The organism is Candidatus Thiodictyon syntrophicum (genome assembly GCF_002813775.1).
GTDB classification, from domain to species: domain Bacteria; phylum Pseudomonadota; class Gammaproteobacteria; order Chromatiales; family Chromatiaceae; genus Thiodictyon; species Thiodictyon syntrophicum.
In genome coordinates, this window is record NZ_CP020371.1 from 297,945 (window position 1) to 318,660 (window position 20,716).

Genomic DNA, 20,716 nt, shown 5'->3' on the forward strand with positions numbered 1-20,716 from the left:
TTGTAGCCTCCCGGTAGGATGGCTGGAGCGAAGCGAAACCCATCTGGTGCCGCCCGCGAAGACGCCCGACCGCTCACCGCGAAATCAGGGTGCGCAGGGCGGCGACGAAGCCCTCCATGACCTCCAGCCGGGCGAGGCTGACCCGAATCCAGTTGGGGAAACGGAACCCGGTCATGCTCCGGATCATGAACCCCTGGTGGAGCAGCCGGCGATAGGCCAGGGTGTCGCTCATCGGCAACTGGATCATCATGAAATTGCCCTCTCCAGCGACGTACGGCAAACCCAGCTGAGTCACTTCCTCCCGCAGCAGCCCCTTGCTCTCCCGCACCAGCGCCCGGGTGCGAGCGACATGGGCGTCGTCATCCACGGCCGCGACCGCGGCGAGCTGTGCCAGGGCATTGACCGAATAGACGATACAGGTCCGCCGGATCGCATTCACCAGGTCCAGACTGCCGGCCAGATAGCCGATCCGCAGGCCAGCCAACCCATACATCTTGGAGAAGGTCCGGAAGATCACCAGATTGGGATAATCGTCGATCAGCCCCATGCCATCCGGGAAGTCGTCGGCCTCGACGAACTCGCAATAGGCTTCATCCAGCACCACGATCCGCTCGCCCGCGACCCGCTCCAGAAAGCGCGACAAACGGTCGCGGTCCCAGTAGGTCCCGGTGGGATTGTTGGGGTTGCAGACGAACAGCACCTTGGTGCGAGCGTCGATGGCGTCGAGCATCCCCTGATCGTCGAAGCCGTGGTCTCGCAGCGGAACCAACCGGGCCTCGATGCCGGAAAAAGTCGCGAACCATTCATATACCGCGAAGGTCTTGTCCGCGGTCACGATATTGTCGCCGGGCTCGCAGAACGCCTTGATGACGAAGCCGATCACCTCATTGGCACCGTTACCGACCAGGAATTGATCGGGGTCCTTGCCGAAGCGGTTGGCCAGCCGCTGCCGCAGGTGCCAGGCATCGCCACTGGGATAGAGTGCGGCGAGCGGTGGTGAGAACCCTCGGATTGCCTCCTGCGCGGCCGGCGGTGGTCCCAGCACATTCTCGTTGTTGTTGAGCCGGTGTAGCTGCGCACAGCCGTAGAGCCGCATCAGTTCGGCATCCGGCTTGCTCGGGATATAGGGCTCGAAGCCCCGCACATAGGCCGGCAGCAAGCGATCCAGCGGCGGTGGGTTCACGGCCTGGCCTCGGTCTCGAATTGGGCCTCGCACTGGAACACCAGCGTATCGCCCTGGCCGGCATTCGGGAGTATCAACCGGGGCCTGAAACCGGTCGCCAGCAGCGCGGGGGTGAAGTGGCCCTGCCAGGCCTGCCCCAGGTCCATCTCGAAGAACAGGTCGTAGAATCCCTCCTGACGCAGGACCCGGACATGCGCAGACAGGTTCGCCAACGCGTCCGCGCCCCACCAGAGTGGGCGCAGTGTCACTTCACCGGCCGGGCGGTTGAATGCGGCAGTCAGCACCGAATAGGGATCGACCATCGCCCCCGACGAGGCGAGCGGGACCTGGGTGCGCGCGAAGGCCAGCCGCCGATATTCGCTGGTGAGGAAGGGCTGCACCTCGGGATGGCACCAGGCGATGGCACCGGCGTCTTCGATCAATTGGCGGTAATAGGCCGGAATCTCGGTCACTGAGCCATCGGGGGCCTGATGGTGCAGGGTGCCCAATGCCTCGAAATAGTCCGCGGGCAGATCGGGCGCCGGATAACGACAGAGCAACCCGACCGCACGGGACTTGGCCAGGCTGCCGAGCAGTCGATCGAGCAGCCGGCGCGCGATCGTCGCCGACTGCCCGAAGAGATAGGGACCATAGCACTCCACCAGCCGGTCGCCCTGCCGACGCCAGAGCAAGCCACCGCCCGGATTAGCGGCTGCGTCCACGGCGACGGCGGCCTGGTAGACCCCGGCAGCGGCCATATCGACGACCTTGCCAGTGGTGGCGAACTCCGCCGGCAGGCGTCCAGACGGCAAGGCCTGAATGCGTTGCAGCAGGAGATGAAGCTCGGCGGCGTCGGGTTCCTTGATGGTCACCGCGGGTCCCGCATCCGGGATCGGGAAGGGCGTGGCGTCCGCGGCCGGATAGGCCCTGTCCTTGCTCATCGCCAAGTGGAATTCACCGCCCTGTTGGGAAAAACGCAGCCGATCCACCATGCGGGCAGCGATCAGCAGCCCCAACTCGGCGGAAGGTTCGTCATCACCGGTGATCGAACGCGAGGTGATGTTGAAGGCCCGGAGGTCGAGGGTGTGGCTCGGCGCGGTAAAGATCACCGTCACCTCATGGCCGCCGCCCTGACACTCGATGCGCAGATCCTGGTCTGACGCCGCACCTTCGGCCAGGTAGATGAAGATCTCCTCCGCCGCCAGGGTGAGCGACAGCGCCTCCCGGTCCCCCAAGCCGAGTGCCCGGGCCGACTGTTCCACGAAGCTCGTGCATAGGGACAAGAAGCACCGCCTGAGCGTGACGGCGAGGCGCAGGGTTGCGGGCCTGGCAGGTTGAGTGTCCATGAGGATCACTGACGGCCGGTTGGCGCTCAGGTAGTTGGCAGGGTGGGTGCGGCTGGGTGCCGGGGACAGAAGCCCTGACATCCGTCCGATCTCAAAGCAGCATTCGCCGACCAATCCTACTCCTGCGGGGCATACCCGGGCAAGCGGGCGGGCAGTTCCGCAGCGGGTCTGTATTCAGGCGCTCTCCGGTGGGAGTCTGCCAGACCTCCAGGCGGTAGAGGGTGTTGTGCGCCGCGATGCGCAGGTCCTGCACCACGACGTCGCGGTACCCCTTGAAGCGCGAACCCTCCGGCACCGCCAGGCGCGGGGGGCGCACAACGGTCTCGTGAATGGTGAGCTGTGGGGTTCAGGTCGATCAGCTCGACCTGGCAGCCGGGGATGCGTCCCGCCAGCCAGGCGACCAGGCAGCCGAGGGTGCCGGCACCGATGACGGCGATCCGCTCCCCGAGACGGGGGCTGGCGTCCCAGAGCCCGTTGACCGCGGTCTCCAGGTTCGCGGCGAGCACCGCGCGCCCCGTCGGTACCTGTTCCGGTAGGAGGTGGAGCGCCGCCGCCGGGACCCGGTAGCGGGTCTGGTGCGGATGCAGGCAGAAGACCGTCCGCCCCAGCAGGTGCGCGGGGCCTTCCTCGACCAGGCCGACGCTGCAGTAACCGTACTTGACCGGCCCGGGAAAGTCGCCAGCTTGGAAGGGCGCGCGCATGGTCTGGTACTCACTCGGCGGTACCTCGCCGCGAAATACCAGGGACTCGGTCCCGCGGCTGATGCCGCTGTAGAGGGTGCGCACCAAGGCATCCCCGGGGGCGGGGTCCGGCAAGGGTTCGCGGCGCAGCTCGCCACGGCCCGGCTCGGTCACCCAGAAGGCGCTGGCCTGTCCCGGGGGCGGCGTCAGCCCAGCGGGTGAGCATGTGGGGCCTGTCTAGGGTGTTCAATATTTCACCTATATCGCAAATTAAATTCATGCAGTTTTCGTGTTTGACACAAAATCAATGAGAGCACGCCGACGCCGGGCCAGCATCGACGCACCGAGGTGCGTTGTCGCCCACTGCTCGACATCAATAGTACGCACCGATTCCATCGCCTCCTGAATCAACGGAGTCGCCAGGTCGGCGATGAAGGCAGGAATCGCAAGCACCAGCTTACCGATCTCCTTGAGCGGCCCCCTGGTGGTGAAGCATTTGTATTTCCCGAAGACCGATTCGATGATATCGGAGGAGGCCAGCCAGACACTATCAGTCGGGATCTTGGCGGATTCCAATGCGACCTTCGCGAGAATCTGTTGGGTAAAGGCCGCCGCCCGTGGGGTGAGCGTTGACGGCGGTGGCAGCGTGGCCTGGAGTGATTCTTGGGAGCCCTGCTGAAGACCCGTGGATTTGAGATGCGACTGAATCAGCTTGGATTGCGCCATCATTTGCGCGTAATCCACCAGGTCATCCCGGTAGGACAGTAGCCAGGCAAAGCCGTCAAGGAAGCGACTGTACCCGGCGTCCGCTTGCTGCCAGAACACATCGTCGAGCGTATCACTCTCGAGGTCTGAGTGTGTCTGCAGTGCCTGGCAAAAAGCCGCCCGGTCGGGATAGCGAATGCCGACGATGGCCCGCAATGGGTGCGCCCGGGCGGCGCCGAACCGCGCGCACAGGTGCTCCCATGCCGGCCACTTCAGGACGTATTGCGCGCGGATCGCGCTGAAGTCGCCGCGATCATGGTAGGCGAGGACGCGTTGTGCCCACCGCACATGGACATCCAGATTCATAAAACGCGCCTTGATGCGCTGCCGAGGCGGCAGCAAGAAGGCGAGATCGGTCTGCTGCAAGGACGACCACGCGCGGCGACAGTGCGCCAGCAAGGACTCCCAGCGCGCATCTCGGCCCATCTCGGCCTTGAGCCGCGTCGCAATAAGATGCGATATATCATAAGTATAGACGCAGGCAGTGGCGTGCTCCTGAAACAAGGCGATGCCCTTGTGCAGGTCGCTGCCGTGGTCGGCAACGATCTGGACTGGTGGACCGGTGCGTTGCGCAACGCGCCTGAGCACTTGTGCGACCCACGCTCCCGTGCTGTGTGTTGTGATCTCCACGGCCAGCACCTGCATGGCGCCGTGACACGGGCTGTAACCGCTCTGGGCCAGTGCACTCACCGGAATACCCAGGATGACGAGGCACTTGGACGCCCCCAAGGCGATCGTATGGTCGGCGACGTAGATCCAATCCGTGCGCCATTGCGGTTGGCGATTGAGAATCGCGAGACCGCAGCGATAGACCCAGTTGAGCACGGTGGTGTGGGCTGGCGCCGCCACCGGGAGTGACGCGCCGAACAGATTCAATACCCGCGCCACCCCGCGGCTGCCGAGCCCCGCGTGCAGATACAGCCGCATGGTTAACTGCATGACCATGACCGAATAGTGATGGCCGACCGGCGGGGACAGCGCAAGGTGTGGTGGCTCATCCGCTGGTTCGTCATCCGCCGGCGCCGCGGCCTCTTCGGCTCCCGTTCGCGCACGCTCCGCCTTTAGCGCACGCGCCTTCCACTGCGCGCGGCTGTGCTCCAGATCCCGAATCTTGACCTCCGCGGCCCGCAGGCGCTGCTGCCGCTCCAACGCTTTCGCCTTCCAGGCATCACGTGATCGCTGGAACAGGTTGGCCAGACGGCTCGCTGGGCTCTTGAATGCATTCATCACGTCGTGCGTGCTCCGGCAAGGCGGTCAGATCACCGCGCCAGTAGACTGATCAAGCGTTCGTCGTTTGTCAACGGCTTGGCATGAGAAAGTGGCGCACGCGTCATCGTACTCCCCCAAGCACAGAACCGACCGCCGGGCCTTCCAGGCAACACGCTTCTTGCATCGACTTTTCGGCGCCTTTTTAGGTCAGATTGAACACCCTAGGGCCTGTCAGTCGTTGATCGGTCATAATGAAAATCGAAATCAGCGATGGGGCCGATCGAACGCTGCGCCTCGAACCCCTTATCCGCCTGGCTGAGGACACCTAGCGGAATAAAGCACGCGCAACCGCAATGCACGTGAGCGGGTGGTACTGCCCGAAGTACATTGGCGGGACCACCAGCGACGGCTTGACGAACGTCTTGACCGCATGGATCGCGCCCCGCACGCTGTACTCCGTGGTGAACACGATCCCGTTGGGGATCTCTACGAACTGCCCGAGGAACGCGAAGTTCTTTGCGCCCGCCGGCACCACTGCAGGCCGGTCGCCCCTGGCTCTGCTGAGAAACTGGCTGCTGCTGTAGGGCAGCATACAGGGGATGCAGGTGGAGGTGTCGAGGATCTCGTTCTTCTCCACCTCGTCCTGGTCGAACTGCAGGTGGCCCAACAGCTCCTCCAGGATCTCGCGACCTGTGCACTCGGGCATGGTCTTCTTCACGAACTTGCCGATGTTGTTGTCCCGCAGCGCCGTCACCCAGATGACGCACGTAGCGCGGGGCTGGTCGGGAAACAAGGGCTGCCGGTAGGTGTGCAGATGCATGATCCACGGGGAGGCCGTGATGGGCAGCGGGCTCTGGCGACCCATCTGGCGCTCCACTAACCACTCGAACTTGCGCTGGAATAATCCTCCGCGGAAGGTGACGGTGAAGGTCATCATCCTGGACTGCGAAAGGTCGCGCAGGAACTGGTCGGGGCGGCCGAAGTCGGGCTGCCGGGCGGCGATCTTCTTCCACAGGGTCCAGGCTCCACCAAGGTTCCGGCTGCCGACCGCGGGCTTGTCCACCGGGCGGTCGTGGGCGCCGAACGAGGCATTGCTGATGATGGAGCCGATAGTCAGGAAGACGAGGTCGGTGTCGCGCACCTGGATGGAAGGTTTGGGCTCGCCACCCTCGGTCTCGAGGTGGATGCGCTCAATCCACCTCTCCTTGCCGCCGGAGTCGATCTTGAAGTCGACGTCTGAAATCCTGCAGTTATAGTGGACGTTCACGCCCCTCTTCTGCATGAAGCGCAGGGCGGGCAGGATGAACGAGTGGAAGTTGGTAAAGCGGGTACGCTCCAGAGCTGCCATCGTGTTCATGTTCGGCATCTCGTGAAAGAACAGATGCATGTAGCGCTTCATTTCCACTGCTGAATGCCACGGCTGGAAGGCGAAAAGTGATCGCCACATGTACCAGTAATTGCTGGTGAAGAACGCTTCTCCAAAGATGTCCGTAATCTTTGCACCGTCTGGAATCAAGGACTCGGGTGTGGCCAGCAGTTTTGCCATCTTCAACTTTTCAGCCGTGTTGAGACCGAGTTGATATCCGGTGTCCTTCTTACCATTCTCATGCAGAAGACGAACGACAGTGCTGAGTCTGCATTCTTCACGGTTCTTCTGATGATCTTGCAGGCACGATTCATTATCGTTGTACGGGATCATGGACCACAGTTCTTTGGTGCAGGGATATACCTTGTCTTCAAACATGCGACTGCCCTGCATAAAGTATGCCGGTTGGTCGTCCACGATCATCTCTGAGGCATCACAGCTCCCTCCGACAGTATCGGTGTCGCCCTTCTGCTCAAAGATATGGATATTGGATGGATTGAAGTCAGCCTTCTGGATCAGATACATCGCAGCAGCAATGGAGCCCAGGCCAAGACCATTAAGATAAACCTTGACAGAAGAATCTACCGGCTTTTCCATTATAGAGTACCTCTCATTTTCAGGAATTATCGCTGAAAAGCAAACTGTCGGGACCCGGCAGATTATCACTGCAGGCGATCAGCTTTGAAGCTCAGCCGGGCTGCCGGCAGGCTCAGGGAATGAGCGACCGGGGCAAACCGGCGGCATCGCCAACCGAGCGAGCCGCCCCCGATGCCCCGGAATCCGCTCCCGTTCCAAGCCGGTTAATCGGCCCCGACAAGACCGTACTCGCGCAACAGTGCGCCGATCTGGGTTTCGTCGAGCTTTTTCATCAGCAGATTGCGCAGGAACACAGGACCCGGAATATCGATCTCCTTGCCGTCGCGCAGGCGGCCGATCGCGGACAGGAGCATACGAATGTCGTAGGTGGAGTTGAATACCTCCGGCACGCCGCGCTCGACGTCGAGCAGTGTGTAAACAGCCTCCATCGGCGTTCGTACGGAGTACTCGGTGGTGAAGATGCAGTCGCGCTCCTTGGATTCCGCGAACTGCCCAATAAAGGCGAAGTTGACAGCGCCCGCGGGCACCACATCCGGGCGATCGCCGGCCTGACGTGGCATGTAGAAGGCGGTCACGTACGGCATCATGACCGGCACGGTAATCGCACCCGTTGCGGCCAGTTCGGGGATGTCCTCGACCGGCACGCCCAGGTGGTAGAGCCATTCCTGGGTGATCTCCTCGCCGCAGCAGTCCTGCATGGGCTTCTTCACGTAATCGCCGGGTTGCTCGACGAACAGCGCGTAGACCCAAACCACGATCTGTCCCTTGGGCTGCTGCTTGAAGTGCGGCTGCCGGTTGACCGTCCAACTGAGCAGCCAGGATGAGTCCTTCGCGGTCACAATGCCGCCAGTCACCACCTTGCCGCTGAACGGATCACGCTTGGCGATCTTCTGGATGTACTTTGGGATGCGCTCATCGAGCGTCGTGACGGTGGCCGACTCCCATTTGGTCTCGGGGATGTGCGAGCCGAACACGTCCGGGCGGCCGAACGCCGGATCCTTTGCGGCGATGCGCCGCCAAAGATCCCATGCCGGCGCAGGTCCTACATTGAGATTTGCCGGTGTGTGGTGGTCACCGTTGGCGGAGTTCTCGGTGAGCGAACCGATGGTCATGAACACCAGGTCGTCGGGGCCAAGATCGACGCCGTCTTCGACAGCGTCCCTACGCCAGTGAATGCGGGTAGCCTGTTTGCGTCTGGATGCGATGTCGAAATCGACATCGGTCACCTCGGTTCCGTAATGGAACACCACGCCATGATCCAGCAGCCACTTGACCAGCGGCAGCACCAGCGACTCGTACTGGTTGTACTTGGTGAATTTCAGCGTGGAGAAGTCCGGCATACCGCGGATCTGGTGGATGAAACGGTGCAGGTATAGCTTCATCTCCAGCGCCGAGTGCCACTCCTCGAAGGCAAACATCGTGCGCCAGTACAGCCAGAAATTGCTGCTCAGCAATTCCTTCCCGAATACCTCGTTGATGCGCTTGTTCTCCATCTCTTCGCGAGTGGCCAGGAAGAGCTTGACGATCTCCTTCTGCGCCTGCTCGCTGAGCGTGAACAGGCCGGCGGTCTGCGCGTCCTCGCCTCGGTTCACGGTGGCACGCTGCAAAGAGAAGTTCGGATCGTCCTTGTCGAGCCAATAGAACTCGTCGAGTACGCTGGCGCCCTCGATCTCCAGCGACGGGATTGATCGAAACAGGTCCCACAGGCATTCGAAGTGGTCTTCCATCTCGCGCCCGCCGCGAATCACGAAGCCTCTTTGCGGCTCCTTGATGCCGTCCAGCGCACCACCGGGCAACTGTTCCTGCTCCAGGATGTTGATTGTGTTGCCAGGCATCTGCCCGTCGCGGATCAGGAAGGCTGCGCCCGCCAGTGCAGCCAGACCCGAGCCGACAAACCAGGCCGTTTTGTTCTCTGCGCCCTTGGGTTTGCGCGGGCGGGCGAAGGCTTCGTAGTTGCCTTTGCTGTAGTACATAGATCTCTCCTTTTTCTTTGCCTAACGGGGCTGGACACGCCGGTCGGTTTTTGCCCGGTCATGATATGATGACCTGGATGGGACTCTTTTTTCCCTCTAACAGTAAATTTGTCTCTCTTTTTCCTCGCTTTATCTTTGAAGGTTTAGAGTTGACAGAGATTACATACCAACCCATAACCTCGCGGTAAAATTCCACTGCCTTCGCTACATCGGGAGATGAAGCTCAGCCCCGGCGTCGTGCCCCAGTGGCCGAGTAGGCGCGGTCGGACATCGCGCGTCCGTAAATCGCAAGCAGACACCCTCTCCGCCCGGCTGGTCTGTGCGTTACAGAACATAGGGTTGTGAAAGCGTCGAGATACAAGCGAAAGACAGGTATGTGTGTTGGTTTCACGACAGCGCCATGGCGCCAATCGGGTGATGTGGGACGAGCGATTCCGCGGGGCGAGGCGATCCGAGTCACCGCCCCACGCAAACGCGATGGCCCAAGACAGGTGAATGGATAGCCAACTCCCGGCAACAGGAATGATGGCGCCCCTGGTTCCTCGGCGCTGCAAGTCCAAGCCCAGCGTGCGCGCCGACTTCGGCATCACCACGAAGCGCGCCGACGCCCGACGCGCCTGAGGTCTACGACGAGGGGCTACAGCGAGTCCTTATTCTTCGAGCGCACGCGCAGATAGACCTCCTCCATGACCGCGACGAACGAGCCCTCCCGATCCCAGAATGGGGGAAAATCCCCGGCCTTTTTGACCAGAATGCCCGGCACGGCGGCCGGGGTGGCCGGTTCGATCTCAGTCGGCAGGCGTCGGCCACCCTGCCAGAAGGAGCGATAATCCGGGGGCGCGGGCGCGGGCAGCGGCCGGGTGTAGTAGCTATCGGCGGCGACCAGGGGCAGGGCGTGATCGTCCACCACGCCAGCCAGGGCCTCGCCCAAAGGGGTACGGCTCAGTGCTTCGCGCAGGGCCGCGCGCGACAGGCCGCGCAGCTCGAACAGGAGAAAGGGGTCGTGGTCGAGTTGGGCGGCGAGGCGGTAATAGACCCCGGCAATGTGTTTGCAGGGATTGGCGTGGTCCGGACAGGAGCAGTTGGTCAGCCGGAAATCTTTGCGGTCACGCGGCAGCAGCGGGAGTTTGACGTCGGCAAAGGCCGCCTCGATGGTGTCCGGCATCTCGTTCAACAGCAGCTTGCAGACGAGCCCGGCGCGGCCCCCCAGATAGGCGATGGCCTTCTGCCAATCCGGCGCCGGGATGGGGGTCATCTGGATCTTGGTGGTGTAGCGCGGCTCCTTGTAGACCCCGTAATAGGGATTGATGTTGCCGCGCACCGTGGCCGTCACCACGGCGTCGGCGATGGCAAATTTCAGGATGCGGCTGTCGCTGCCATAGGCGCGACCGCGGGCCAGACGGCCGCTGTCGGTGAAGCCTTCCAGAGCCGCCAGGAAGCGTTGTCCCCACCAGGTCTTACCGGGACTGGCCATGCTCAGTCCCCCACCGCGTCACGGTTGAGACGAATCAGCGCCTTGAAGCGCTCGTTGTCCAACTGCGCCAGCCACGACTCGTCGTTGCCGACGATGGCCCCGGCCAGGGCCTTCTTGCCCTCGATCATCTCGTTGATGCGCTCCTCCAGGGTGCCCAGGGTCACGAACTTGTGGACGAAGACGTTCTTCTCCTGGCCGATACGGAAGGCCCGGTCGCTGGCCTGATCCTCGACCGCCGGGTTCCACCAGCGGTCGAAATGGAAGACGTGGCTGGCCTTGGTCAGAGTGATGCCCACCCCGCCGGCCTTGAGCGACAGGATAAAGACCGCCGGCTCGGTGCGCGGGTCCTGGAACTCGGCGATCATGGCCTCGCGCTTGGTGCGCGCGGTGCCGCCATGCAGGTAATAGGTCTGGTAGTGCAGGTCGTGCCGCAGCAGGTGATCGAGCTGGGCACCGATCTCGGTGAACTGGGAGAAGATGAGCGCGCTGTCACCGGCGGCCATGACCTCCTCGAGCATCTCCGCAAGACGCTCCAGCTTGTGCGAGCGCGCCGGGGTGAAGGCGCTGCCGTCCTGGAGGAACTGCGCCGGGTGATTGCAGACCTGCTTGAGCCTCATCAGGGTGGAGAGCATCAGGCCCTGGCGCTCGATGCCCTCCTTCTCGTCCAATTGGCGCTCCACCTCGCGCACCACGCCCTCGTAGAGCGCCGCCTGTTCCTTGCTCAGATGGCAGTATTGCAGCGCCTCGACCTTGTCTGGCAGGTCCGCGATGATCGCCTTGTCGGTCTTGACCCGGCGCAGGATGAAGGGCGCGACCAGGCGCTTGAGGGTTGCCGTCTGCACCGGGTCGTGGTCGCGCTGCACCGGGATCTCGAAGCGCTTGCGAAAGCGCGCCTGGGTGTCCAGGTAGCCGGGGTGTACGAAGTTGAAGATCGACCACAGGTCGGTCAGGCGGTTTTCCACCGGGGTGCCGGTGAGGGCGAGCCGGTGGCGGGCCGGGAGCTTGAACACCGCCTTGCTCTGTTCGGCCTGGGGGTTCTTGATGTTCTGCGCCTCGTCCAGGACCACGCGATGCCAGTCGATGGCGGCGAGCAGCTTCTGATCCTTGCGCACCAAGGCATAGGAGGTGATGACCATCGCGTGCGGCGCGGCGCGGGTACCAAAGGCCGCCGCGTCCCGCTCCCGGTCCGGGCCGTGATGGATCAGGGTCGACAACTGCGGGGCAAAGCGCGCGATCTCCTTCTGCCAGTTGCCGATTACCGAGGTGGGGGCGACGAGCAGGGTCGGCGGGGGCTGGTCCGCGCCGTCGCGTTCCATGACCAGGCGGGCGATGACCTGCATGGTCTTGCCCAGGCCCATGTCGTCGGCCAAGCAGCCGTTGAGCCCCAGACGCTCCAGATAGTGGAGCCAGGCGACGCCGCGCCGCTGGTAGTCGCGCAACTCGGCCTTGAGCCCGGGCAGATCGGCGATCGGCTCCAGGCGGCTGGGGTCGTGCAGTTGCTCCAGCAGTGCGGCCAGGGCATCGTCGTGGTCGACCTCGAAGCTGTCGTCCTCGGCGGTCCGTTGCAAGAGGTCCTGGACCCGCAGCTCCGGCATCTCCTGGCCGTGCTGGTGCCAGAAGGCGAGCATCTCCTGCATCTTGTCGCGGTCGAGTTCGACCCATTGCCCACGGAACTGCACCAGGGGCGCCTTGGTCTCGACCAGGTGCCGCCACTCGTCGGCGGTGACCTCCTGGTCGCCGATGGCGAGTTGGTAGCGGTACTGGATCAGGTTGTCGAGGTTGAGACCGCTGGTGCCGGCCGCCGCGCGGCTGGTGGACTTGCGCGGGGCGGAGCGCAGCCGAATCTTGAGCCGCCGCCGCCCCTGCGGCGTCCACCAGGCCGGGACGATGACCTTGAAGCCGGCGTCCTCCAGCACCCAGGCCATCTCCTTGAGAAACCCGAAGGCCGCGTCGAGGTCCAGCGCCACCGACTGTGGTTCGGCCGTCTCCAGTCCGGCCCAAAGGGTGGGATAGACCCGCGCGGCCAGGCCCAGGCTGAGCAAAAGGTGCCGTTCAAAGTCCTGGCCCACTTGGCGCCGCAGCCGCGCTCGCCCCGCGGCCGGTTCGGACCAGTAGTCGGCCAGCGCCAGGCGCTGCGACGGATCATCCCGCGGGACCACGACGAACTGCAAGGCCCAGGTGTCCTGACCGCCGTCCGGCGGTTCCAGAAGTTGGAAACCCAGAGTGCAGGCCGCGTCCTGGGCGGTGCCGGTGATGCGGGCGCGCCAGCCCTGCCATTGACGGTAAGGCTCCAGGCCCGTGCCGGGCGCCTTCCAGAGTGCCGGCGCCGGGGCCAGACAGGCCGCCAACAGGGTGCGGTCAGTCTTCTTGGTGAGCACCGCTGGCCAGGGGGTCTGGCGCACCAGCCCATCGAGCAACACCTCGGCACAGTGACGCAGCAGCGTCTCGCCTTGCGCCAGCCCATCCACGCCGGCGGCGCAGACGGGCGGCATACACGCGCTGGCCTGGGCGAGCAACTGATCAAAGGGTTCCGGGGCCCACTGCCAGGCCCCATAGACCTCATCGGGCGGTTGCTTGCGCTTGCCCTTGGGGGTCGGCGGTTGGCGGTACACCAGCGCCGGCAGGTACTGATCCCGCACGAGGAGCCGCTTGAGCCCCTGGGTGAACCAATACCAGAACAGGAAGTCACTGCCGGGCTGGACCTCCCCGGCCTGGTGCAAGGCGAGGAAATGCATGTCGCTCAACTGTTTGACCGGGTTGACCAGAGGGTAGCAGTCCAGGGCCCAGGGGTGGAGAACGGCCTGGGCTTCCAGCAGGTCGTCAGCCCAATACTTCGCCAATTGCGGCGACGGCAAGGGGGCATCCGCGACGCTCGGCAGTTGCACGGGGTAGGTCTCGATGGCCGCGTGCGGCGCGCCCAACAGGTCCAAGAGCGCGGGCCAGTCGTCTCTGGGCAGTTGAAAGGGATGTGGCGAGATGGCCGCGGTGCGGCTGGTGGGCTGCCGCTGCGGCACTTCCACCCACAGGCGTAACGCGCCCGCCTGAACGAAGGTGTCGCCGGGCTCGGGCAGCCAGAAGGCGTGGAGGACCTTCATTGCACCGGACACCCGATCGCGCGGGCGCCACGCCATCGTTGGATGTCCGTCACCGACCGCAACAAATGAGAGGAATCGCTCGGATGCGGGTCGCAGTCGTGGTGCACGCAGGAGGCCCGGGGCTGATCGTTCTTGGGATGAGCCCATCGTACCTGAAACCGGACCCTGTCTGCCGCCATGCCGGATTTGAGCGCTGGAGACTGTGGTGGCCATTGACACTACCTGCAGGGCCTGGCAGAGGCGGGCTGTGCGCCGTGACACCGAGACCTGAATCGGTCTTCATGTCGTTACGCGACACCCCATCATCTCGGGATGCGGCGGTCGAGCACCGGGTAACCGACCACGGCGTCCGCGGCGGAAGCACCAAGATTCCGCGCTAAACTGCGCCTGACCTGCGGCCAACGCGATCCGCCCGCCTCGCCCACTCCACAGCCCACCATCCTTGTTGAGCATGAGCACGATTCCAACCGCTTGCCAGACCATCATCGACCGGCCGCTCGCGGTCGCGCCGAACCGCCTCGAACCGGGCGAGTGCCTGCCGGCGGTCGCCGTCATCGGCACCCTGACCAGATGAAGCGCCCCAGTTACCCCTGGGCCTTTCGCCCACGGTTGCGCGCCCGCGGCTTCAGTTGGCGCGGTTCCAGCCTGGCCGCCCAACGCCTGAAGGAGGCGGTGTCGGAGGTCAAGGCGGTCAGCCGGCAGGACCCGCTGGTGGCGGCCGATGGGGCGATCATTCTGATGGAGAAGCTATGGCCGGCACTGGAGCAGATCGACAGTTCCTCCGGGGCCTTGGGTAGCGCGGTCGGCAAGACGGTGCACGCGCTGCTCGATCTCCTCATCGCGGCCCCGGCCGACGCGGACCTGCGCGAGGAGTGGCTCACGCGCCTGTGGACGGCGGTGCAGGAGGACGGGGTGGATTTCCTTACGGAAGTCAGCGAGCGCTGGGGTGAACTCTGCGGGACCCCGGCGCGCGCGTCCCAGGCGGCCGATGAACTGCGCGTGCTGGTGCAACGCAGTTGGAGCGAGCCGCATGGGGCCTATTTTCGCGGCACCCCGGCCTGTCTGTCCTGCCTGCTGGCGGCCGGGCGTCACCAGGAGTTGCTGGACCTGATCGACACCGCCCCCTTTCTATGGTGGCACGACCGACGCTATGGCGTGCGCGCACTGACCGCCATGGGGCAGACGGACGCGGCGATCCGCTACGCCGAGGCCTCGCGGGGTTCAAACGATAGCCCCGTCGTCATCGCGCGTGCCTGCGAGGAGATCCTGCTCGCCGCCGGGCGCTCGGACGAGGCCTACCGCCGCTATGCGCTGGCGGCCAACCCAGGCGGGACCCATCTGGCTACCTTCCGGGCGTTGAAAAAGAAATACCCGCAAAAGGACCCGCGCGGGATCCTCGATGACCTGATCGGCGGCACGCCCGGGGAGGAAGGCAAGTGGTTTGCCGCGGCCAAGTCGGGCGGGTTTCTTGACCTGGCCGCCGAGTTGGCCGGCCGCTCGCCGGTGGATATCGCGACCCTCATCCGCGCGGCCCGCGATCACCTCGCGAGCGACCCAGCGTTTGCGCTGGCAGCGGCCACCGCCGCCCTGCGCTGGATGGCACGCGGGCACTTCTACGAGATCACCTCCGGGGAGGTCTGGCAGGCGACCGAATTCGCCTTGCAGGCGGCCGGGACCGTCGGTCGCCTGGAGGACACACAAGGGTTCGTGCGTACCTTGATCAACAGCCGGGATACCTATGCCTTCGTCAGTGAACAGTTGAAACGGCGGTTCCAGACAGATGGCCATCCGCGCTGAGCGGCCGGCGGACCTTGGGTCGATCGAGGCCGTCACGCGCGCGGCGTTCCGGGACCACCCGTTCAGCCAGCAGACCGGACACCTTATCGTGCGCACGTTACACGCGGCCGGCGCCTTGACGCTGTCGCTGGAGGCTACGATCGAAGGGGCGGTGGTCGGGCGGGTCGCGTTCTCCCCGGTCACGGTAGATGGTCGTGACGACGGTTGGTATCGCCTCGGGCCGGCTTCGGTCTGGCCAGCACAGCAGCGCCGTGGTATCGGCAGCGCGTTGATCCGTGACAGCCCGCGGCTCGGCCGCCCCGGGAGAACCTGAAGGCTGTCCATATCCGCTGTGGCCGCTTCTGTGGATAGCCTGTGCCCAACGCGGCGCGCCCCCCGCCTGACCAGCGGGTTAGCCGGGTCGGCTAACGTTTTGCCGCACCTCGTGTCGGCGGTGGCCGGCAACCGCAGCGAAACGGCGGCGCCCTCCCCTGCTTTATCGTCGGTTGGGTCAAGCGTGCCGGCCGCTGTTGCGTCTGTCCTGACGGCCATCGATGACAGTCCGGCCGTCCTGGAGGCCGGCTAGCGTTGGCATCTCCACGGCTTCACGTCGAACGGATTGGCATCCGAACGTACCGCCCAGGGCCGCCGTACTCCCGCTACACCCTGCCTGACCTTTTGGAGGCCGGCAACAAGGACCTGAAGGTCTCCAGCAAACGCCCCCCGGCGGTGGCGCGTGCCACGCGCGCCTTGGCCACGGCGAGCAGGCGCTGATCATCATCGGTTTCGACCATCTGCTCCAGGCTGGCCATTAAGGTGTCGGCAGACGCGTCGGCGCCCTGGGCGCGGTTCAACATGGCCATGGCACCGTAGAGGGCAAAGGCCTCCTGGATGTGAAGCCGCGAGCGTAGCGCGAGGCCATCCAGCAACTCCTTGGCCGCCTCCAGCTCCCCGTCCTCGATCAGGAGGCCAGCCAGGTTGCAGCGCGCAAAGAGATAGTCGGGATGGGCCGCGATCACCCGATGCAAGAGCTCCCGGTACTCGCTGTCGCGACCCTGACGGGCGCGGATCGCCGCCAGATTACCCAGCGCGATTTGATAGTCTGGGACGCGCCGCAGAATGGCTTGGAGTCGCGCCTCGGCGGCGACGAGATCGCCGTCGCGCATCAGGGTGCGGGATTGTTCGAGCAGTAGCTGGAGGTCCTCCGGCAGATCGGGTAGGACCGGCGCGCGATAGATCTCGGTCGCGATGAGCTTGACCTCGCTCAATGCCTTGCCGTCCCAGTAGCAGAGGGTCTCGTCGGCCCCGCTCAGACCGGCCTCGCGCAGGGCGTGCAGCAACCCGCGGCGCTCTTGGACAGTACCGACCGGCACACGCGCCAGGTCCCGGACGATGGCGGCCGCGTGCCGTTCGGGCTGACCGCCCGCGGGGGGCTGGGCCACGGACTCGCGCTTCAACCGATGCTTCAACAGTTGCGCGGCGAAGGTCCGTAGGCTCGCGTCGCCAGCCAGGTAGATCGTCTCCAGATAGGCGTCGCTGGCAGTCAGCTCATCGAGCCGGGCATTCAGGTGCGTAGCGCCCGCCGCGTGCAGTCGATGTACCCAACCGACGGGGAGCATGTGGCTCCACTCGAACAGGGCCGGATAGGCCGGGGGCGCGCCATCCCGTTGCAGGGCGGCCAGATTCTCCGCGGCGGTCGTGAGCCCCGGGCGCTGCGCCAGGGCCTGCCTCCACAGCGCCCGCGCCTGTTCGGCGTCGCCAAGCCGACTGGCCGCCCCACCTCCCTGTTGGAGCCGTTCGGCCCACAGCGGACCGGTTTCGCCAGCGGCCCAAACCGCCTGGCCCGCACGCTCAAAGGCATCCCAGGCGGCTTGGTCCTCATGGATCAGCAGCAGGCCGGCGACCTGGCCGTAGGCATCCTCGGCACGCCGCGCCTGGGCCTGGACCAAGGGGACAGCCAGGCCCCTGGCGCCGGTCTCGTCGCCCAGATACAGCCGTAGCCGCAGCGCCCAGTCGAGGGCGAAGAGGTTGCCGGCGTCGTGCTGCCAGGCGTCCAGAAAGGCGGTCAGCGCCTCCTCAATGCGGCCCACATGAAAAAGGGCGAACCCCCGATTGTTGCGGGCCGAGGTGATGGCGACACCATCGAGCACCCGCGCCGCGCCCGCGAAGTCATGGACATTCAGGTGCAACTGGCCGATGTCGAACTGCTCCGCCTGTGCGCGGGTCGCCGCGCTCCCGTCGGGCTGCTGCAGCATCTCGGCCAGGCCCTCAAGGTTCATGTGGGAGGCCCCAGTCAGGGCGCCCAACTCCCGCAGCCGGTCCGCGACCCGGTAAGCCAACAGGAGGTGATGGCCCTCGATCGCCAACTGGAAGAGCGCCTCCAGGGCGCGCACGCTCCGGGGCCGGCGTTCTGCCCACTGGTAGGCGGCCAGGGTGGCCGCAGCCCGACTCTCGCCCTGGTCCAGGGCATCCAGCAGCAGCCGGTTGGCGCCGCCATGATCGGGGAAGTGCTGCACCAGGGTGCGGGCGCGCGCGATGGCCCGCGGATAGTCCCGGGCACCCAGCAGGCGCTCCACGGCCTTGATTTGGGCCGGCGCGGGCAGCCCGCCCTTCGTCTGGCGGGTATTGGAGGGCTGTTTCGACACCGCGGTTACTCCTATGGTCTGGTGTTGTAGAGCCCCCTACTGTAACGCGGGCGGACGTTCGGCGACGGCAAACGCCGCGTAAGAGCCTCATCGGTGGCATCGACCTTACCCAACGGACAGCCAGTAGGTAACGCGGCGTCAGCCGCCGACGCATCGGTGACCCACCAGGCTGGCCATCCGCTGAGTGCAGCGACAAAAGCAATGACCAGTGACAGGGAATGCAACCCCGCCGAGGAGGCGCGCGCAGGCGCTCGGCCAGTGCAGTTTACGCCGTCGATGGTCATGTGCTCAGGTCGAGATCGATCCTGGGAAGCCGGGATGCCTTTGGTAAAGAATCCGGCTCATGGGGCGAATGGTGTGGCACCCGCGTGGGCCCCCTATGCTGAATCAGTTCGACCCTGTCCGGTGCGGCGCAGGGCGTCGATGCCCCCCATCGTCGCCCTGCCGCTGCCCGGGTAGCTCGCCAGACTGGGCCAGATCAGGCGGGATGCTCGGCCATCCAGTGCCTGGCAATCTCTTCGCGTCGGCAGATCCACACCGCGGCGTGGTGCTGGACGTAATCGAGAAAGCGCGCCAGCGCCAGCGCGCGGGCCGGGTGACCGCTGATACGAGCATGCAGCCCGACGCTCATCATCTTTGGGCACCGCGCGCCTTCCTGCCACAGCAGGTCAAAGCCATCTTTGAGCCGACGCAAGAAGTCGTCCCCGGAGGCAACCCCGTTCGGCAGCAGGTAGCAGGCATCGTTGTTGACCAGCGTGTACGGAATTACCAGTTGTGCGGGCGATCCAGCGAGCCAATAGGGTAGGTCGTCGTTTGAGAATGCTGGACTCCGCGCCTTCCTCGATATTGAGCACGAATTGCACCGCGACGCGCGCATCGTTCGGCCAGCGCGGATGGGGTGGGCAACTGCCGTAACCGACGAGGTCGCGCTCCGACATCAACCCAGCTCGAAGGTCGTGACGCCGAAGATGCGCTGGTGCGCCAGGTTCGGTGGCGGACCCAGATACATCCGGGCGCAGCCGAAGACCTCGATCATCTGGTGGTGGTGCGCGAGCGCAAGCGCGGCGGGGTTGTTCTGCGGCGTGTCGAGGAACAGCGGGCCGCCGACGGCGAACACGGCCAGGTGTGCGTAGAGGGCCATCGCTGCTTGGGCGTCGTCAGCGAACAAGGGGCCGATCTTGCAGCCTTCCCGACAGCGGCGAACCACGCCATAGCCGCTCAGTTTCCCAGCACGCCGGCAGCCTAAGGCAAGGCCGTCAGATTGGGCGATCCACCCGCTCAAGAACGCCGGCCGCGGGGCGGGGAAGCAGGTGCGGTCGTACGCCAGGAGCTGTTCGAAAGGAACCTCGGCGAGCGGGACAATCGCTTCGTTGCCAGCCACCAGGGGTGCCGGCGAGTCCGGAATCTCGGCGCGGAAACGGATGTCGCGATGAGCGAAGACGAAGCCGCCCTTGGCGTAATAGTCCTGCATGGCGAAGACCCCATCCATGCCGATGCTCGCTCCCGGGCGCAGCCGTGCGAGCAGGCGCTCCCGGCGAGCATGCCAGATGGCATTGCCGAGACCTTTGCCGCGAAATGCCGGCTGGACGATAAAGAAGCCCATGAAGCCGAATTCGCCGTCGTACGAGGTGATGGCGCCGCCGCCAATCAACCCGCCGTCGAGCTCCGCGGCGATGAAGGCGGCGGGGTCGGTGGCCCAGAACAGCTCGGCATCGTGCAAGCCGGGATTCCAGCCCTCCTGCGCGGCCCAGTCGACGAGCGCGTCCACCTCGGAACGGGTCATGCTTCGGATCACAAGCCCATGGGTCATAGTGAGGCGCTCGCGCAAATAGCGGTCGTGGGATGCAACCCGGCAATGCGAAGTGCCTGACCCGTATCGATCTTGCAGCTGATATCTTCGCCGATGCGCCCGTGCGCCCGCAGCGTCATCAGCGCGGCCGCGGGGGTGTCGCGATAGCGCTCTTTCAGTGGCGCCTGGATGGATCGCAGATCTTCAGATTTCATGACGGAGCCCCCTGGCGATTCCTAAGAGAATGGTTGCCGCTCAATTTCGGATGCTCCTGTCGTTGGATGCCCATGCCAGGGTTATCTGGGGGCACCGCCAGCGCTCTCCAGGGCCTGACGCTCGCTGGCAGGGGCCGGGGCCGGGGCCGGGGTCGGGATTGGATACTGCGCTACGCAACGATGCCCAACGTGACGGCGGCGATCACCACGTAGCGTCCCACCTTCGCCAACGACACGATCAGCACGAAGCGCCACAGCGGTTCGCCCAGCACGCCGGCCATCAGCGTCAACGGGTCGCCGATGACCGGCATCCAACTGAGCAGCAATGACCACCGACCGTATCGCCGGTAGCCGCGCCGTGCTGCCGCCAACCGCTGCGCGCCCACCGGCAACCAGGTCCTGGCGCGCCCCCGCGCGAGCGCGCGCCCGAGCAGCCAGTTCACCACCGAGCCCAGTACATTACCGACACTCGCCACCGTCACGAGCGCCCAAAGCGGATGGTCCCGCAGCAGCAACAGCCCAACCATGACCGCTTCAGATTGCAACGGTAGCAGGGTGGCAGCCCCGAAGGCCGCAAGAAAGAGCCCCACATAAGCCGAGGACATTAGAAGTTGGTTATCCCTG

General features: G+C 64.9%; 15 protein-coding genes and 2 pseudogenes. 4 read left to right on the forward strand and 13 right to left on the reverse strand.

Translation table 11 applies throughout. From position 1 onward, the window contains the following. Nucleotides 1–73 precede the first annotated feature (73 nt). From hisC to THSYN_RS30720, 6 genes and pseudogenes are all read right to left on the reverse strand, one after another. Nucleotides 74–1,183 carry a histidinol-phosphate transaminase gene (gene hisC, locus THSYN_RS30690; protein WP_100922868.1) on the reverse strand — a complete coding sequence of 370 codons (1,110 nt, stop codon included), beginning with the start codon at nucleotides 1,181–1,183 and terminating at the stop codon, nucleotides 74–76. Next, a complete protein-coding gene (locus tag THSYN_RS30695; RefSeq protein ID WP_157818064.1) occupies nucleotides 1,180–2,589 on the reverse strand; it encodes an ATP-binding protein in 1,410 nt (469 codons plus the stop codon). Before THSYN_RS30695 ends, hisC begins: the two co-directional genes overlap by 4 nt. Before the next feature lie 260 nt (nucleotides 2,590–2,849). Then, nucleotides 2,850–3,398 (reverse strand): annotated as a pseudogene (locus THSYN_RS30705) (zinc-dependent alcohol dehydrogenase); the annotation flags it as partial. A 66-nt stretch (nucleotides 3,399–3,464) separates the two neighbouring features. After that, nucleotides 3,465–5,180, reverse strand: coding sequence for a hypothetical protein (locus tag THSYN_RS30710; RefSeq protein ID WP_100919993.1), 1,716 nt, complete (start codon nucleotides 5,178–5,180; stop codon nucleotides 3,465–3,467). A gap of 307 nt (nucleotides 5,181–5,487) precedes the next feature. After that, nucleotides 5,488–7,125, reverse strand: coding sequence for an oleate hydratase (locus THSYN_RS30715; protein WP_100922871.1), 1,638 nt, complete (start codon nucleotides 7,123–7,125; stop codon nucleotides 5,488–5,490). A 203-nt stretch (nucleotides 7,126–7,328) separates the two neighbouring features. Beyond that, on the reverse strand, nucleotides 7,329–9,098 hold the full coding sequence (locus tag THSYN_RS30720) for an oleate hydratase (protein WP_100922872.1): 1,770 nt from the start codon (nucleotides 9,096–9,098) through the stop codon (nucleotides 7,329–7,331). A gap of 495 nt (nucleotides 9,099–9,593) precedes the next feature. Between THSYN_RS30720 and THSYN_RS36800 the strand changes: the two genes are divergently transcribed. Next, on the forward strand, nucleotides 9,594–9,719 hold the full coding sequence (locus THSYN_RS36800) for a hypothetical protein (protein WP_257791271.1): 126 nt from the start codon (nucleotides 9,594–9,596) through the stop codon (nucleotides 9,717–9,719). Nucleotides 9,720–9,735: 16 nt separating this feature from the next. Here THSYN_RS36800 and THSYN_RS30725 read toward each other — a convergent pair whose 3' ends face one another. Next, nucleotides 9,736–10,572 carry an SWIM zinc finger family protein gene (locus THSYN_RS30725; protein WP_100922873.1) on the reverse strand — a complete coding sequence of 279 codons (837 nt, stop codon included), beginning with the start codon at nucleotides 10,570–10,572 and terminating at the stop codon, nucleotides 9,736–9,738. 2 nt (nucleotides 10,573–10,574) lie between these two features. Further along, complete coding sequence (locus THSYN_RS30730) at nucleotides 10,575–13,667, reverse strand: DEAD/DEAH box helicase (protein WP_100922969.1); 3,093 nt, start codon at nucleotides 13,665–13,667, stop codon at nucleotides 10,575–10,577. 451 nt (nucleotides 13,668–14,118) lie between these two features. Between THSYN_RS30730 and THSYN_RS36805 the strand changes: the two genes are divergently transcribed. From THSYN_RS36805 to THSYN_RS30740, 3 genes are read left to right on the forward strand one after another with little or no spacing between them, the layout of a single operon-like run. Beyond that, nucleotides 14,119–14,241, forward strand: coding sequence for a hypothetical protein (locus THSYN_RS36805; RefSeq protein ID WP_257791272.1), 123 nt, complete (start codon nucleotides 14,119–14,121; stop codon nucleotides 14,239–14,241). Next, nucleotides 14,238–15,464 carry a hypothetical protein gene (locus tag THSYN_RS30735; RefSeq protein ID WP_100922874.1) on the forward strand — a complete coding sequence of 409 codons (1,227 nt, stop codon included), beginning with the start codon at nucleotides 14,238–14,240 and terminating at the stop codon, nucleotides 15,462–15,464. Before THSYN_RS36805 ends, THSYN_RS30735 begins: the two co-directional genes overlap by 4 nt. Further along, nucleotides 15,448–15,777, forward strand: coding sequence for a GNAT family N-acetyltransferase (locus THSYN_RS30740; protein ID WP_100922875.1), 330 nt, complete (start codon nucleotides 15,448–15,450; stop codon nucleotides 15,775–15,777). Before THSYN_RS30735 ends, THSYN_RS30740 begins: the two co-directional genes overlap by 17 nt. Nucleotides 15,778–16,102: 325 nt before the next feature. Here the strand turns inward: THSYN_RS30740 and THSYN_RS30745 are convergent, their stop codons facing one another. The 5 genes and pseudogenes from THSYN_RS30745 to THSYN_RS30765 form a co-directional block, all read right to left on the reverse strand. Next, complete coding sequence (locus THSYN_RS30745) at nucleotides 16,103–18,088, reverse strand: tetratricopeptide repeat protein (RefSeq protein WP_172965409.1); 1,986 nt, start codon at nucleotides 18,086–18,088, stop codon at nucleotides 16,103–16,105. Nucleotides 18,089–18,566: 478 nt separating this feature from the next. Further along, a pseudogene (locus tag THSYN_RS30750) lies at nucleotides 18,567–19,026 on the reverse strand (polysaccharide deacetylase family protein). Then, nucleotides 19,026–19,898 carry a GNAT family N-acetyltransferase gene (locus THSYN_RS30755; protein WP_100922876.1) on the reverse strand — a complete coding sequence of 291 codons (873 nt, stop codon included), beginning with the start codon at nucleotides 19,896–19,898 and terminating at the stop codon, nucleotides 19,026–19,028. Before THSYN_RS30755 ends, THSYN_RS30750 begins: the two are co-directional and overlap by 1 nt. Continuing rightward, nucleotides 19,895–20,092, reverse strand: a complete 198-nt coding sequence (locus THSYN_RS30760) for a hypothetical protein (protein ID WP_100922877.1) — start codon at nucleotides 20,090–20,092, stop codon at nucleotides 19,895–19,897. The genes THSYN_RS30755 and THSYN_RS30760 overlap by 4 nt, the downstream gene beginning before the upstream one ends. Before the next feature lie 170 nt (nucleotides 20,093–20,262). Next, complete coding sequence (locus THSYN_RS30765; RefSeq protein WP_100922878.1) at nucleotides 20,263–20,697, reverse strand: YqaA family protein; 435 nt, start codon at nucleotides 20,695–20,697, stop codon at nucleotides 20,263–20,265. Between the last annotated feature and the right edge of the window lie 19 nt (nucleotides 20,698–20,716).

Bases quoted from the DNA above. Each gene is read 5' to 3' on its own strand.
- THSYN_RS30760 (WP_100922877.1), bottom strand. From the start codon at position 20,092: ATGAAATCTGAAGATCTGCGATCCATCCAGGCGCCACTGAAAGAGCGC.
- THSYN_RS30735 (WP_100922874.1), top strand. From the start codon at position 14,238: ATGAAGCGCCCCAGTTACCCCTGGGCCTTTCGCCCACGGTTGCGCGCC.
- THSYN_RS36805 (WP_257791272.1), top strand. From the start codon at position 14,119: ATGAGCACGATTCCAACCGCTTGCCAGACCATCATCGACCGGCCGCTC.
- THSYN_RS30740 (WP_100922875.1), top strand. From the start codon at position 15,448: ATGGCCATCCGCGCTGAGCGGCCGGCGGACCTTGGGTCGATCGAGGCC.
- THSYN_RS30755 (WP_100922876.1), bottom strand. From the start codon at position 19,898: ATGACCCATGGGCTTGTGATCCGAAGCATGACCCGTTCCGAGGTGGAC.
- THSYN_RS30730 (WP_100922969.1), bottom strand. From the start codon at position 13,667: ATGAAGGTCCTCCACGCCTTCTGGCTGCCCGAGCCCGGCGACACCTTC.
- THSYN_RS30720 (WP_100922872.1), bottom strand. From the start codon at position 9,098: ATGTACTACAGCAAAGGCAACTACGAAGCCTTCGCCCGCCCGCGCAAA.
- THSYN_RS30695 (WP_157818064.1), bottom strand. From the start codon at position 2,589: ATGTCAGGGCTTCTGTCCCCGGCACCCAGCCGCACCCACCCTGCCAAC.
- THSYN_RS30715 (WP_100922871.1), bottom strand. From the start codon at position 7,125: ATGGAAAAGCCGGTAGATTCTTCTGTCAAGGTTTATCTTAATGGTCTT.
- THSYN_RS30765 (WP_100922878.1), bottom strand. From the start codon at position 20,697: ATGTCCTCGGCTTATGTGGGGCTCTTTCTTGCGGCCTTCGGGGCTGCC.
- THSYN_RS30710 (WP_100919993.1), bottom strand. From the start codon at position 5,180: ATGAATGCATTCAAGAGCCCAGCGAGCCGTCTGGCCAACCTGTTCCAG.
- THSYN_RS30725 (WP_100922873.1), bottom strand. From the start codon at position 10,572: ATGGCCAGTCCCGGTAAGACCTGGTGGGGACAACGCTTCCTGGCGGCT.
- THSYN_RS36800 (WP_257791271.1), top strand. From the start codon at position 9,594: ATGGATAGCCAACTCCCGGCAACAGGAATGATGGCGCCCCTGGTTCCT.